Below are 13,425 nucleotides of genomic sequence, written 5' to 3'. Positions count from 1 at the left end.
CCGGTGGGAAGGAAGGGATGGCGGGAGAGGGTCAGGCCGATGCGCGGCCCAGCGCGGCGAGTTCCGACACGCGGGCGTGCAGCACCGGCATGTAGTGCTCGGACTCCGGCTTGATCAGGACGCTGCGGATCACCCGGGCCGCCTCCGCGTCCCGCACCGCGCGCGGGTGGCGGCGTACGAACGCGTCGGCGTCCGCCCGCAGCACGCTCAGGAACACCGGGTCCGCCTCGGCCGTCATGCCGTCGCGCAGCAGCCGGTCCGAGGCCGCGTCGATGGCGGAGAGGGAGCCGTCGGCGGTCGTCGGGAAGTACGTGACGATGTCGAGGTCCGGGCGCTGGTAGAGGGTCAGGTCGGGGGAGGCGGTGAGGAGGTCGGACCAGTGGAGGGCGGCCCGGCGGTTCGCGGCGAGGATCTGCCCGAAGCCGTCCGGGGTGAGGGGGAGGAGCTGCAGGGTCAGCCACAGGGCTGCTGCGGCCGCGCCCGCCCGCGAGCACTCCAGGCTGATCTCGCCCAGGTGCAGGTCCGAGTCGGTGAAGTAGGTGTAGGGGGAGTCGTGCGCGAAGTGCCGGCCGGCCCGCGGATCCGGGAAGAGGACGGCGCCGCAGCCGTACGGCTGCAGGCCCTGCTTGTGCGGGTCCACCACCACCGAGTCGCATTCGGCGATCGCCCGCCAGGGTGAGGGGTCGATACCGCCGGTGCCCGCCCGGCCGAGGATCGCGTAGAAGCCGCCGTACGCCGCGTCGACGTGCACCCGGGCCCCGTACCGCCGGGCCAGCGGCAGTACCTCGTGCACCGGGTCGACCGCCCCCAGGCCGGTGGTGCCGGTGGTGACGACGACGGTGCCGATCCGCCCGCCGCGCAGTGCGCCTTCGAGGGCGTCGAGGTCGATGCGGCCGTGGGCGTCGGCCGGGATGCGGTGGCCCTCCATGCCGAGGACGTGGCACATCCGCTCGTGCGTGTAGTGGCATTCGGCGCTGTACGCGATCCCGCGGTCCGGGTGCAGCTGCCGGGCGACGTACAGGGCCTCCAGGTTGGCCATCGTGCCGCTGGTGGTGAGGTGCCCGACGTGCGCGGCGAGGCCGAACATGGCGGCCAGTTCGGCGACCGCCTCGCGTTCCATCTCGGTGGTGGCCGGGCCGCCCTCCGCGGCGTGGTTGTTCGGGTTGAAGAGCATGGCGGTGAGGTAGCCGGTGACGGCCGCCGGGTGCGGGGGCTTGACCATCTGTCCGGCGTAACGCGGGTGGAAGAACGGATAGTTGTGGTCCATCCGCTTGGCGAGGCGGTCGAAGGCCTCGGTGAACGCGTCGGGGGCGATCCGGTGCGCGTCATGGGTCTCGTAGGGGCCGAACTGCCCGCCCCACCGCTCGGCCACCCCGAGCGCGCGCGGCAGCCAGTCGCGTAAGTCGTGCAGGTCGTGCAGGTCCACGGGAGCCTCCCCCAGCGGCCGCCGGGTGCGGCGGCGCAAGTCGGGCGTACGCGGTCGTACGTACGCACGAGAAGGGTTGCCGGGCCCCCGCAAGGCCCGCGCAACCTCACCCCATCCGGGTTCGAGTGACGCGCGAGCCGCCTCTGGTGCACTCGCGGCGCGACTCCCGCGCCACCCCACCCTTCCCAGGAGGAAACCCATGGTCACCAGACGCAGCGTGCTCGGCGGCGCCATCGGCGCGGCCGGTGCGGGCCTGCTCACCACCGGCGGGCTGGTGCCGCTGCTCAGCGCCCAGTCCGCGCAGGCCACGGAGGCGGTCACGCTGCCGGCGCCGTTCACCGTGCGGATGCCGGTGCCGCCGGTGCTCTCGCCGATATCCGTGCTGGGCGGCCAGGACACGTACGCCGTGACGATGAAGGAGGTCGCGCGGGAGATCATCCCGGGGGTGCAGACGAAGCTGCTGACCTACGACGGCCACTTCCCGGGCCCGGTGCTGCGGGCGCGCAGCGGGCGGAAGGTGGTGATCCGGCACCGCAACAGCCTCACCATGCCGGTCTCGGTCCACCTGCACGGCGGCAACGTCTCGCCGGAGAACGACGGCGGCCCGATGGACACCTTCGGCCCCGGCACCTCGCGCACCTACGCCTACCCCAACCAGCAGCCGGGCGCCGCGCTGTGGTTCCACGACCACGCGCACCACATGGAGTCGGAGCACGTCTTCCGCGGCCTGTCCGGCACGTACCTGCTCTCGGACGAGAACGAGCGGTCGCTGCCGCTCCCGGCCGGCCAGTACGAGGTCCCGATCGCGCTGCGCGACGCCCGCTTCGACGACGCCGGACAGCTCGTCTACGTCATGGACGACGTCTTCGGCCGGACCGCGATCCTCGCCAACGGACGCCCGACTCCGTATTTCGAGGTCGCCGCGCGGAAGTACCGCTTCCGGCTGCTCAACTCCTCCAACATGCGCTTCTTCCAGCTGCGCCTGTCGGACGGCGGCCAGATGATCCAGATCGGCACGGACGGCGGGCTGCTGGAGCGCCCCTTCACGACGGACACCGTCGGGCTGTCCCCGGCCGAGCGCGCGGACGTCGTCATCGACTTCTCCCGCTACCCGGTCGGTACGAAGATCGTCCTGGAGAACACCCTCGGCCCCGGCACCCCGGACCAGGTGGGCAAGGTGCTGCGCTTCGACGTCGTACGGACCGCCGCCGACCCGAGCAGGGTGCCCGACGTGCTGCGCACGCTGCCGGCCATGGCGAAGGCGACGGTGCAGCGCACCATCGTCCTCAGCATGGACGAGGACGGCCGCGAGGAGCCGCGGGGCCTGATGGACGGCCAGGAGTGGGACTACCAGCGCATCGACCAGACCATCGCGCACGGCACGTCGGAGATCTGGACCGTCACCAACGCCAACAAGATCATCCCGCACAACTTCCACATGCACCTGGTCCAGTTCCGGCTGCTGGAGCGCAACGGCGCCCCGGTCGGTCCGGCCGAGGCCGGACCGAAGGACACCGTCCGCCTCTTCCCCGGCGAGACCGTGAAACTGCACGCCACCTTCGACAGTTACAAGGGGACGTACGTCTACCACTGCCACCTGCTGGACCACTCGGCGATGGGGATGATGGCCAACTTCCGCGTCCGGTAGACACTTCTTCGGTGCTCCCAGCCCCCGGGATCCCTTCCTTCGGCGATTTCATGAGCGTATGGCTCGTGCCATGGCAAGCGTGGTGAATCAGTTCGCCGCAGGAGACCCCTCGCAGCTGAGGCGAGGACAGGCCCTCGGGTCCTGTGTCAGGTCGGAGTACATGCCGGCGATCCGCGTCACCCGTGGCGATCGGTCCTGGGTCAGGCGGCGGTTCTCTGGGCCGCGACGGCCTGGGCTCTTGCGGCAAGGCGGCGGACGGTGCTGCTGCCGGGCTGGGCCTTGATGCGGGTGCGCAGGGTTGCGAAGTGCTCGTCGCCGCGGGCGGTGGACAGGGTCGTGAAGTCGTCGAGTTTCTGACCCTGCCTCCGATGGCTGCCCGCGCTGGGTGGCTGTCGGGGGCCTTCTGCTTCCAGCCTTGCAGCTACCGGTCAGACAGCACAGCGCACGCCACGAACGAGCAGGGTTCCGATGCGGCGCCCGCCTACCGCTGGAGCGTCCGTTAGTTCTGCGGTCACGTCCTCGAATCCGTATTCCTTGAGCATTGAGGCCCAAGTCTCCGAGGGGTAGTCCCAGCGCTTCACCACGGCCGGGTCTTCGTCGGCCCCCCGGGGAATGTACGACGCCTGGCAGCCGTAGCAGCCCTCGACAGGGGGCCGCTGGGAGAAGGCGAACACGCCGCCCGGCTTGAGGTTCGCGTGAACGATGGGGAGCAACAGCCCGGGGTCAGTGAACCAGGCAGCGCCGAAGACGCTGTAGATCGCGTCAAAGACCGTGAAGGTTTCTCCGAGGTAGGCAAGGGCGTCGCCCTGGTGCAACTCCATGCCGTGCACCTCGGGCCATCTCTCGTGTGCCTTGGCAAGCTGCTTTGGGGAGAGGTCGACACCCACGGCCGTCATGCCGAGGGTGGCCAGGTGAGCGGCGTTCCCACCCGACCCGCACCCGAGGTCGAGCACAGTGTCACCCGGCTGCAACGCCAGCACTTCGGCCCCGGGGCCGTGGTCGGCGTACTGAGTCCAGTTGAACCACGTGGTCTCGCCCTTGGCATTTGTCGTACGCCGCTGGGGCTTGGACTTTGAGTAGTCGTCCCATGCGGCGCTGCGGGTGTCTGACACTTCACGTCCTTTGGTCGCTACGGGCAGCCGCCCGGCAGGGTCACCGGGCGGCTGTGGAGATCAGGTGGAGTTACTTACCGCCGACCGGGCTGTCGGTGCACCCAGCGTGGCACTGGGAGCAGTCGGCCACGCCCTCGTTGGGCCAGAACTCGGCGTCGACGGTGAACCCAGCCGTGCGGATCGCGGCGGTCGTCTGGGCCATGGCGGCGCGGCCGGCCTCGGGGTCCGCCCCGCCCTCGTCCTCGTCGGGAATGTGGTGGATGTAGTCCACGCCGAGGGCCCGCGAGAAGGCGACGTAGGGGACGCTCCGCTTGAGGAATTGGTGCCAGAACCAGTCCACGCGGAGGGAGGGCGTCAGCGGCTCGTCCGTGCGGACGCTGGTGGCCAGGAAAGCCACCATCTGGTTCACGCCGCGCTCTCCGAGGTCGTGGGTGAGGTCGGGCCAGTCCTTCCGTACTTCCTTGATGAGCAGCGCCCGCAGCTCCGGGCTGATGAGGTTCAGGACCTCGGTCGGGCTTTCGTGGGTGATCGTCACGTCTGTGCCTTCCTGGTCAAGGGACGACCCCTGGTCGGTCCCTTCGGATGGTGCATGAGCGTTCTGAGGGCCACCACGGAGGCTTCCGAGGTGGAGTCTGTGTGGTCAGGGAGCGAAGGGGGTCACAAGGGCCACGTCCTCGTACTTGCGGGCAAAGGTGGGGTGCCCGGTACGGCCCGTGTGGCTCATGCAGTCGACGTCTACCTGTGCCACGTCCGCCACGGGGCCAGCGGTCCAGCCGCAACCAGCGTCGAGGCACTGCGCGGACACGGTGACCCCTCCGGCGGGGTGGCTGATGATCCGGTGGGTGACGAAGCGAAGAACCGTACTCACGGGCGCTTCCCGTCCACGTGGGGGTGGTTCCGCATCTCGACGTTGCAGTCACTCACGCCGCTTCCGTCGCGCATGAGCCGGTGGTGCGAGCGCTGCTTGTCGAGCTCCACGCAGACGTCGCAGCCCTCTACGGGTACCGGTTCGAGGGTCGCCCGCATCGGCAGCTCTACCGGCGCCGTCTGGTAGTCGGTCGGACTCGTCATAGTGCCTTGCTGTCCCCTCGCTGTGTCGTTCCCTGTTGTGCGCCGATACTCCTCTTGGGGGCGCGTCGGAACGACGGCAGAACGGGCGTCGTTGGGGCGTCACCCGTAGGGGCGTCAGTGACACCTCCAAGGACGTCAATTGGGTGTCATTGAGTGTGAGTTCGGTCTAGCTTTGACGTCATGACGACGACCGCCGTGGTGCCGAACGATGTGCTGCGGGCCGTACGTATCGGCCTGCGGATGAGCCAAGACGACTTCGCCAAGGCCATCCGCCGGGCAGGTCAAGAACTGGGAGAGCCCAACGAGGCTTCGAAGCGTTTGGTACAGCGCTGGGAATCCGGGACAAGCAAGACACCCCGGGGTGTGTACTCCAGGGCGTTAGAGCGGGTCACGGGCCGTCCGGTGGAGGCCTTGGGCTTCACGTTGCCGGTACCGATGGCAAGAGTTCACACAGACGGCAAAGGAGGGCATGACATGGACGCGGGAGCAAGCGGGGTCACCTCCGCCGCTGTAGGTGCGCAGACAGCCATACAGGCGGCTGACGAGACGTTCTCGGGGGTGTGGCTCAGCCGCTACGAGTTCTACTCGTCCAGCCGGGCCGAGACGTACGAGGGCAAGCACTACGTCGTGCTCGTCCAGCACGGGAACCGGCTGACCGCTCAGAGCCTGCCCGGGGCCAGCAGCAACCCGGACAGCCCGCTCACGCTGGATCTGACCGTTGACCGCAACGTGGTCACCGGCTCGTGGGTTGAGCAGACCGCTTCGGACGGCTACTACAACGGCGCCCGGTACCACGGGGCCATTCAGCTTCTGGTCGAGCCGACCGGCCGACGGATGGCCGGGAAGTGGGTCGGGTTCGGGAAGGACTTCGACGTGAACACCGGGCCGTGGGAACTGCGCCTTGTCGACCGGTCCACGAGCAAGGCGACGCTGGAGCGGTACAGCAGCCCGCCCGAGTGAGGCACCGCCTGCTCCTGCCCTGTCCATGCGTCTTCTCCGGCGCATGGGCGGGTGTCCCGTGCCGGCCGTGCCGTGGCTCCGCTCGACGACCGCTCAAGGGCGTGTCGAGGGCCCGTCGGAAGAATCCTGGGCAACAGACCATGTTCGGCCGTGTCCCCCACGAGTCTCCGCATGAGTCCACCTACGAGTCCTGCCGCTCGAGCCCAGCTAGAGCGTCGGTGGAAACCCAAGGCCGGGTGTCCCGGGGCATGCCACGATCGGATGTCCGTGTCGAGGGCGAGCATTAGTCCCACCCCCCAGATGAGGATGTCCCTTGACTTCTTCCCTCCTGAAGGGGGGTTCTCGCGGCTCGCGCCGTGGGGTTTTCTGCTTCGTCGCCGACTGCCCGCCCGGAGTTCTCCGTTGAGGTCTTACACCAGCTCCACAGACTGTCACCGCCAGTCCGGCGGCCAGAAGGTTGCGCGCTGCGTTCACGTCCCGGTCGTGGGTTGTCCCGCAGCCCTCGCACGTCCATGTCCGGACGTTCAACGGCATCTTCTCCTGGAGGGTGCCGCAGTGGGAGCACAGCTTGGAGGCGGGGAAGAAGCGGTCGACCGCGATCACTTCCCGCCCGTACCAGGCGGCCTTGTACTCCAGCATGCTCCGGAACTCCGACCACGCGGCATCGCTGATGGCGCGGGCCAGGCTCCGGTTCTTGACCATGTTACGTACGGTCAGGTCCTCGATCACGAGCGTTTGGTCTTCACGCACGAGACGAGTCGAGAGTTTGTGCAGGTGATCCCGCCGCCGGTCGGAGATCCGGGCATGGATCCTGGCGGCCTTCCTGCGGGCCTTGGCCCGGTTGGCGCCGTCGCCCTCGGCCTTCTTCGCCAGACGGCGCTGGGCCAGGGCCAGGCGGGCACGGTCACGGCGCTCGTGCCGGGGATTGGCGATCTTCTCCCCCGTCGAGAGGGTCAGCAGATGGCTGAGGCCCACGTCGATACCGACCGCCGCATTCCTGGCGGTCAGCGGCTTGACGGTGGGGTCCTCGCACAGCATCGACACGAACCAGCGCGCCGCACTGTCCTGCGACACGGTCACCGTCGAAGGGCTTGCACCCTCCGGGAGCGGCCGGGACCACACGATGTCCAGCGGTTCGGGCATCTTCGCCAGGGTGAGCTTGCCGTCCCGGTACCGGAACGCGCTGGTGGTGTACTCCGCGCTCTTGCGGGACTTCTTCCGCGAGTTGAAACGCGGGTACTTCGCCCGCTTCCCGAAGAAGCCGGCGAAAGCGACCTGCAAAGTGCCGCAGTGCCTGCTGGAGCGGGACGGAGGAGACCTCATTCAGGTAGGCCAGTTCCTCGCTAACGTGTGGGGCCCTGAGGGCAGTTGCTGGTGGACGACGAATCGCCCGGCGGCGATCCGCCTTTTCCCGCCTGCTCCGCAGGGGCTTCGCTTCCTTCCCCACCCAACGGTGGGGGTATCCACGAAGGAGCCCAGATGAACTCCAATCCGGCGGGTAGCGGCTACTACGCCCCGCCCCAGCAGCCCGCGCCGGCGACGGCCGGGCGTTCCAAGCTCGCCACCGCCCTCCTCATGGTCTCGACGGTGCTCGTCGGCCTGATGGCGGGCCTCTTCTTCGCCTTCGACGTCTCGGTGATGCCGGGTCTGGCCGACGGAGACGAGCGTACGTACGTCACCGCCATGCAGGCCTTCAACGCGCAGATCGACGGCAACGGGCTCTTCGGCATGGCGTTCGTCGTCGCCCTGCTCGCCTCCGCGGCCTCGGCGGTCATCGAGTTCCGCAAGGGCCGCCGCGGCGTGGCGATCTGGGTCGGGGCGGCCGCCCTGGCCTACCTCGTCGTCCTGATGATCACCTTCACCGTGAACATCCCGCTGAACAACGAGCTGGCCGACGCGGGCGACGCGGCGAAGCTCACGGACTTCTCGATCGTCGAGAAGTTCAAGAGCACCTGGGTCTCCACCAACATCATCCGCACCCTGCTGTGCACGGTGGCCCTCACCGCTCTCTCCCGCGCCCTGGTCCTCTACGGCCGGGCCACCCGCTGACCCTGACCCCCGCCGGTCCTCATCTCCCCCACGCACCACGACGAAGTCCCCCGGCCCACCCGCCCGGGGGACTTCGTGCGTGCCGGGGTCAGCCGGCCTGGCCGTGCAGGTACAGGGCCCAGGCCAGGAAGCCCACCGCGGCCGTGCACAGCAGCGTGCGCCAGATGTTGGCGCGGGACCAGGGGCCCTCGAAGGCGCGGCGCACGGCGGCCGGGTCGCTGATCCGGGCGACCGGGCCGGCCTGCTCCAGGGCGTTGTTCAGCGGGATGTTCACCTTGTTGGTGAGCCCCATCGACAGGATGTAGCAGACCAGGGCCGCGATCAGCGGGGGCAGTACGTCACGGCCGTCGGCAGGGACGTGCAGGGCCAGGGCCAGGGCCGTGAAGAGGAACGCGCCGATGTAGCCGAGGACGAACCAGCCGTTGAGGATCGCCTTGTTGATGTGCTGCATGACCTCGATGACCGTACGGTCGTCGGTGCGCTTCAGACCGGGCATCACGGAGACGGAGAACCCGTAGAACAGACCGCTGACCAGGCCCATGGTGAGCGTTGCGGCGATGAGCGAGGCCAGGCGTGCGGTCTCCATACAGTCTCCCCCTGCTCGCCCGCCCTCGGAGGGTCTCGGTCATCGATTCTTCGGGAACGGGTCATCGAATAGTCAAGGCGCATGGCGACTATACGGGTGAGGGCGCCCGGCGGCGCGGAGGTTTCGAGAGGTCCTCCACCGTTCCTTGAGCCCGGCGCGGAGGAAGGGTTGCGAGCTCCGGGTTGGGCAGGCTTACGCAGTTCCTCAAGTGTCTGAGCGGGTGCTTGACGGCGGATATGGGTTCGTGGATCGAATGAGTGACCTTTCGTGTGGAGTGTCGTTGATCGGATGACAGCATCAGGTCGTGTGTGTGTTGGGGGGGTACGTGGCGCGGTTTCGCATGTATCCGTCTCCTGACCAGGAGAAACAGATGCTGGAGCATTGTGCGCATGCCCGGTTCGTGTGGAACCTGGCGGTCGAGCAGCATGCGCATTGGCGTCGGTGGCGGACGGCGGCTCCGTCCTTTGCGGAGCAGTGCCGTCAGCTCACCGAGGCGCGGCGGGAGAACGTGTGGCTGGGTGCGGGAAACGCGGACGTTCAGCAGCAGGCACTGGGGGACTTCGCGAGGGCCAAGAGTGCCCGCTTCACCTCCGGGTTCGGTGAGCCGACCTGGCGCAAGAAGTACAGGCATGAGGGCTTCCGTGTCATTGGCACCGACCGCGTACCCGAGTACGAGGTGGACGGCCGGCCGAAGCTGAACGCCAAGACCGGCAGGCAGGTCATGGGCCGGTCGGTTGTGGTGCAGAAGCTGAACAAGCGGTGGGCGCAGGTGAAGGTGCCGGGCTGTGGCTGGGTCCGTTTCCGCCGCACCCGCGCCGAGCTGCCGGACGCGAAGACGTTCCGTGTCACGTTCCGGAACAACCAGTGGCACATCGCGTTCGCGGTCATCCCCGAACCGATCGAGGCGCCGGGTGCGGGTGAGGTCATCGGCATCGACCGGGGCGTGAGGATCACCGCCGCCCTCTCGGATGGGCGGAAACTGAACTGTCCGCAGCTCACCGTCAAGGAGCGGGCGAAGATCCGCAAGCACCAGCGGCGAGCGGCCCGCGCCCCCAAGGCAAGCGAGACCAAGACGGCCGAGTACGCCAAGGTCGCCCGGCTCAAGGCCCGCGAGGCGAATCGGCGTAAGGACTGGTGTGAGAAGATCTCGACCACGCTGGCCCGCACCTATGATCTGGTGCGGTTCGAGAAGCTGAACATCAAGAACATGACGCGCACGGCCAAGGGCACCCAGGGCGAGCCGGGCAAGAATGTGGCGCAGAAGGCCGGCCTGAACCGGGCGATCCTCGCCCAGGGCTGGGGCCTGCTGCGCCAGCGCACTGAGCACAAGGCGCCGGGCAGGGTCGAAGATGTACCCGCCGCCTACACCAGTCTGCGATGCAGTGCCTGTGGATGGATCGACAAGAACTCGCGCAAGAGCCAAGCCGAGTTCGTCTGCTCCTTCTGTGGCTTCACCTGTAACGCGGACACCAACGCAAGTATCAATGTCGCGGCAGGGCAGGGCGGGATTCCCCGCCCCCGGCGATCAGCCGGTGCCGGAGGGGTGACAACGGCCACCGGCCGTTCGAACGCCCGTGAACCTCAACCCGCCTGGGTTGGAATCCTCCTCTTTTAAGAGGGGGAGGATGTCAAAGAGGGGAATCATCGTGCTCACGGCACTGCTCACGGCACTCGAAGGTGCCTACGGGGACCGCGCGGACGCCGTCACCGTCGCCGGCCGCACCGCTTCTTACGAGGAACTGCTCGGCGCGGCCGGGGCGGTGGCCGCGGACGTCGCCGGGGCCCCGGCCTTCGCGGTGACCGCAACGCCCTCCCTGGAGACCGTCGCCGCGGTGGTCGGGGGGCTGCTGGCCGGAGTGCCCTGCGTACCGCTGCCGCCCGACGCCGGGCCGGCCGAGCGGGAGCACATCCTGCGCGACTCGGGGGCCGCGGAAATCGAGGTGGACTTCGCCCGGCGTTCTTCGGCAGGCCGGTCGGGGAAGCCCGCCGCGCCCGGGGACCCCGCGCTGGTCCTCTACACCTCCGGGACCACCGGCCCGCCCAAGGGCGTGGTGCTCAGCGGCGCCGCCATCGCCGCCGACCTGGACGCGCTCGCCGGAGCCTGGCAGTGGACCGCCGAGGACACCCTGGTGCACGGGCTGCCGCTGTTCCACGTGCACGGGCTGGTCCTCGGCGTGCTCGGCGCCCTGCGCACCGGCAGCCGCCTCGTGCACACCGGGCGGCCGACGCCCGGGGCCTACGCCGCGGCCGGCGGCAGCCTCTACTTCGGGGTGCCGACCGTGTGGTCCCGTATCGCCGCCGAACCGGAGGCAGCCGCCGCGCTCTCCGGGGCCCGGCTGCTGGTGTCGGGCAGCGCGGCGCTGCCCGCGCCCGTCTTCCGCGACCTGGAACGGCTCACCGGGCACCGCCCCGTGGAGCGCTACGGCATGACGGAGACCCTGATCACCCTGAGCGGGCGGGCGGGCGGCGAGGTGCGGCCCGGCACGGTCGGCACCCCGCTGCCCGGCATCACCACGCGGATCGCGGCCGAGCCGGGCGCGGAGATCGGGGAACTCCAGCTGACCGGGCCCACCTTGTTCTCCGGGTACCTGGGCCGGCCGGAGGCCACCGCCGCCGCGTACACCGAGGACGGGTGGTTCCGTACGGGAGACATCGCGGCCGTCGACGAGACGGACGGCGTGCACCGGATCGTGGGCCGCGCCTCCATCGACATGATCAAGTCCGGGGGCTACCGGATCGGCGCGGGCGAGATCGAGAACGCCCTCCTCGACCACCCCAAGGTGCGCGAGGCGGCCGTGGTCGGCGTGCCGGACGCGGACCTCGGACAGCGGATCGTCGCCTACGTGGTCGCCGAGGGCGTCACCGGCGCCGAGCTCACCGAGTTCGTCGCCGCGCACCTGTCGGTGCACAAGCGGCCGCGCGAGGTGCGCTTCGTCGCGGCGGTGCCGCGCAACGCCATGGGCAAGCCCCAGAAGAAGCTGCTGCTGGAGGGCGGGGGCGGCGCGCAGTCCGGCTGAGCGGAGCGGGCGGACGAGAGGGCTGTCGCGCATCTAAAAACCGCACAGGCGGTTTGTTAGAGTGGATTGTTGGCGGACCCGCACCCTCGCGCAGCTCCGCGGCACCTTCGCCAGGCCCGCCTCTCCGCGGGCGCGCACTCTCTCGCAGTGACGGAGCAGTCCATGGTCAAGCAGGAACGCGCGGCGCGGACGCGTGACGCCCTGATCCGGTCCGCGGCCGAAGTCTTCGACCGGGAGGGCTTCCCGGTCGCCTCGCTCGCCGCGATCAGCGCGCTGGCCGGGGTGAGCAACGGGGCGCTGCACTTCCACTTCCCCAACAAGGCCGCTCTGGCCGACGCGGTCGAGGAGGCGGCGCTGGCCCGGCTGCTGGCCGTCGCCGAGGCCGAGCCGGCGCCCGGGGCGAGCCGGGTGCAGCTCCTGGTCGACGTCACCCACGGGCTCGCCGAGAACCTGCGCGGCGACGTCGTGCTGCGGGCCGGCTTCGAGCTGAGCGGTGAGGTGTCCCGCGCGCCGGAGGTCGACCTGCGGGAGCGGTGGCGGTCCTGGGTCGAAGGGACGCTGGAACAGGCCTACGACGGGGGCGAGTTGCGGCCGGAGGTGGCGGCGGGGGACGCGGGTGGCGCCGTGGTGGCCGCGACCGTGGGGTTCGAGGTGCTCGGGGCCCGGGACGCGGAGTGGCTGTCGGCGGCCACGGTCACCCGGTTCTGGAGGCTGCTGCTGCCGACGCTCGTGCCGGCCGCGCTGCTCGCGGAGCTGGAGCCCGAGGGGACGGGGGAGGGGGTGCGGGAGGGATAGGCAACAGACCGTGCGGTTGGTTTATCGAGCGTATCAGCTCGTTCTGGAGTGGCCCTGGAGTCTTCCTGTGGCGCCTGTCGATTCCCACATGAATGGCATATGCCCAGGTCAGAGGGTTGTTTGAGGGGTCCTTAGATGGGTTATGAAATTAAAACGGCGCGGTCGGTTTTGTATTGACAAACCGTGGGTCCTGTTTTTAACTGGATTCGGCTCATCCAAGGACAGGGGAGTACGGCGTGGACATCCAAGTACTGGGCACACTGGCGGTGCGGGAGCAGGGGATCTCCGTCACGCCGACCGCCCCCAAGCCGCGACAGGTCCTGGCGATCCTGGCGCTCCATGCCGACCAGGTCGTCCCGGTATCGGCGCTGATCGAGGAGCTGTGGGCGGGCACCCCGCCGCGCAGCGCCCGGACCACGCTGCAGACCTACGTGCTGCAGCTGCGCACCCTCATCGCGGCGGCCCTGGACCAGAGCCCGGCCGAGGAGGGCGCGCGGCGTACGGCCAAGGACGTACTGGTCACGCTGCCCGGCGGCTACCTGCTCGACAGCGGCGGCGGCGTCAGCGACATACGCGAGTTCGAGCGGCTCTCCGGGATGGGCTACCGGGCCATGGACGCCGGCGACTTCCCCGGCGCCGCCCGCAAACTGCGCGAGGCCCTCGGTTTGTGGTCGGGTCCGGCGTTCGCGGATGTGCAGGGCGGGATCCAGTTGGACATGGAGACGCGGCGGTTGGAGGAGACGCGGTTGTGTGCGCTGGAT

General features: G+C 69.3%; 13 protein-coding genes and 1 pseudogene. 7 read left to right on the top strand and 7 right to left on the bottom strand.

The window, feature by feature from the left end; genetic code table 11:
• Positions 1-31: 31 nt before the first annotated feature.
• The gene (locus AB0O21_RS33725; protein ID WP_365177641.1) at positions 32-1,372 is read right to left on the bottom strand and encodes an aminotransferase class V-fold PLP-dependent enzyme; all 1,341 of its coding nucleotides are present in this window, start codon (positions 1,370-1,372) and stop codon (positions 32-34) included.
• A gap of 253 nt (positions 1,373-1,625) precedes the next feature.
• Between AB0O21_RS33725 and AB0O21_RS33720 the strand changes: the two genes are divergently transcribed.
• A complete protein-coding gene (locus tag AB0O21_RS33720) occupies positions 1,626-3,074 on the top strand; it encodes a multicopper oxidase domain-containing protein (protein ID WP_365177525.1) in 1,449 nt (482 codons plus the stop codon).
• Positions 3,075-3,502: 428 nt separating this feature from the next.
• On the opposite strand, the gene AB0O21_RS33715 is transcribed toward AB0O21_RS33720, so the two are convergent.
• The 4 genes from AB0O21_RS33715 to AB0O21_RS33700 form a co-directional block, all read right to left on the bottom strand.
• Positions 3,503-4,186: a class I SAM-dependent methyltransferase gene (locus tag AB0O21_RS33715; protein ID WP_365177522.1), complete on the bottom strand. Its 684-nt coding sequence runs from the start codon at positions 4,184-4,186 to the stop codon at positions 3,503-3,505.
• A 70-nt stretch (positions 4,187-4,256) separates the two neighbouring features.
• Positions 4,257-4,721: a hypothetical protein gene (locus AB0O21_RS33710; protein WP_365177519.1), complete on the bottom strand. Its 465-nt coding sequence runs from the start codon at positions 4,719-4,721 to the stop codon at positions 4,257-4,259.
• A 105-nt stretch (positions 4,722-4,826) separates the two neighbouring features.
• Positions 4,827-5,054, bottom strand: a complete 228-nt coding sequence (locus AB0O21_RS33705; protein ID WP_365177516.1) for a hypothetical protein — start codon at positions 5,052-5,054, stop codon at positions 4,827-4,829.
• Complete coding sequence (locus AB0O21_RS33700) at positions 5,051-5,257, bottom strand: hypothetical protein (protein WP_365177513.1); 207 nt, start codon at positions 5,255-5,257, stop codon at positions 5,051-5,053. The genes AB0O21_RS33705 and AB0O21_RS33700 overlap by 4 nt, the downstream gene beginning before the upstream one ends.
• Positions 5,258-5,437: 180 nt before the next feature.
• Between AB0O21_RS33700 and AB0O21_RS33695 the strand changes: the two genes are divergently transcribed.
• Positions 5,438-6,217 (top strand): XRE family transcriptional regulator, encoded by a 780-nt coding sequence (locus tag AB0O21_RS33695; RefSeq protein ID WP_365177510.1) that lies wholly within the window; start codon positions 5,438-5,440, stop codon positions 6,215-6,217.
• 345 nt (positions 6,218-6,562) lie between these two features.
• On the opposite strand, the pseudogene AB0O21_RS33690 reads toward AB0O21_RS33695, so the two are convergent.
• Positions 6,563-7,718: pseudogene (locus AB0O21_RS33690) on the bottom strand (RNA-guided endonuclease TnpB family protein); the annotation flags it as partial.
• Here AB0O21_RS33690 and AB0O21_RS33685 point away from each other — a divergent pair.
• Positions 7,697-8,266 carry a DUF1772 domain-containing protein gene (locus AB0O21_RS33685; protein WP_365177507.1) on the top strand — a complete coding sequence of 190 codons (570 nt, stop codon included), beginning with the start codon at positions 7,697-7,699 and terminating at the stop codon, positions 8,264-8,266. The pseudogene AB0O21_RS33690 and the gene AB0O21_RS33685 sit on opposite strands and share 22 nt — an antisense overlap.
• Before the next feature lie 88 nt (positions 8,267-8,354).
• Here the strand turns inward: AB0O21_RS33685 and AB0O21_RS33680 are convergent, their stop codons facing one another.
• Positions 8,355-8,852, bottom strand: coding sequence for a DUF1772 domain-containing protein (locus tag AB0O21_RS33680; RefSeq protein WP_365177504.1), 498 nt, complete (start codon positions 8,850-8,852; stop codon positions 8,355-8,357).
• Positions 8,853-9,222: 370 nt separating this feature from the next.
• On the opposite strand from AB0O21_RS33680, the gene AB0O21_RS33675 reads away from it, so the two are divergent.
• The 4 genes from AB0O21_RS33675 to AB0O21_RS33660 all read left to right on the top strand — a co-directional run.
• On the top strand, positions 9,223-10,467 hold the full coding sequence (locus AB0O21_RS33675) for a transposase (RefSeq protein WP_365177501.1): 1,245 nt from the start codon (positions 9,223-9,225) through the stop codon (positions 10,465-10,467).
• Between the two features lie 10 nt (positions 10,468-10,477).
• Positions 10,478-11,869, top strand: a complete 1,392-nt coding sequence (locus tag AB0O21_RS33670) for an AMP-binding protein (protein ID WP_365177498.1) — start codon at positions 10,478-10,480, stop codon at positions 11,867-11,869.
• 147 nt (positions 11,870-12,016) lie between these two features.
• Entirely contained in the window at positions 12,017-12,664 is a 648-nt protein-coding gene (locus AB0O21_RS33665) for a ScbR family autoregulator-binding transcription factor (RefSeq protein ID WP_365177495.1), read from the top strand.
• 236 nt (positions 12,665-12,900) lie between these two features.
• The coding region (locus AB0O21_RS33660; RefSeq protein WP_365177492.1) for a BTAD domain-containing putative transcriptional regulator at positions 12,901-13,425 on the top strand (525 nt) is incomplete at its 3' end.

It is taken from the genome of Streptomyces sp. NPDC091371 (assembly GCF_040684275.1).
Lineage (GTDB): Bacteria > Actinomycetota > Actinomycetes > Streptomycetales > Streptomycetaceae > Streptomyces.
Note: the sequence above shows the minus strand (reverse complement) of the source record. Positions and strands in the feature narration are given on the sequence as shown.

Excerpts from the sequence above, each read along its gene's own strand:
- AB0O21_RS33685 (WP_365177507.1), top strand. The coding sequence starts at position 7,697 with ATGAACTCCAATCCGGCGGGTAGCGGCTACTACGCCCCGCCCCAGCAG.
- AB0O21_RS33720 (WP_365177525.1), top strand. The coding sequence starts at position 1,626 with ATGGTCACCAGACGCAGCGTGCTCGGCGGCGCCATCGGCGCGGCCGGT.
- AB0O21_RS33675 (WP_365177501.1), top strand. The coding sequence starts at position 9,223 with ATGCTGGAGCATTGTGCGCATGCCCGGTTCGTGTGGAACCTGGCGGTC.
- AB0O21_RS33680 (WP_365177504.1), bottom strand. The coding sequence starts at position 8,852 with ATGGAGACCGCACGCCTGGCCTCGCTCATCGCCGCAACGCTCACCATG.
- AB0O21_RS33670 (WP_365177498.1), top strand. The coding sequence starts at position 10,478 with ATGTCAAAGAGGGGAATCATCGTGCTCACGGCACTGCTCACGGCACTC.
- AB0O21_RS33695 (WP_365177510.1), top strand. The coding sequence starts at position 5,438 with ATGACGACGACCGCCGTGGTGCCGAACGATGTGCTGCGGGCCGTACGT.
- AB0O21_RS33700 (WP_365177513.1), bottom strand. The coding sequence starts at position 5,257 with ATGACGAGTCCGACCGACTACCAGACGGCGCCGGTAGAGCTGCCGATG.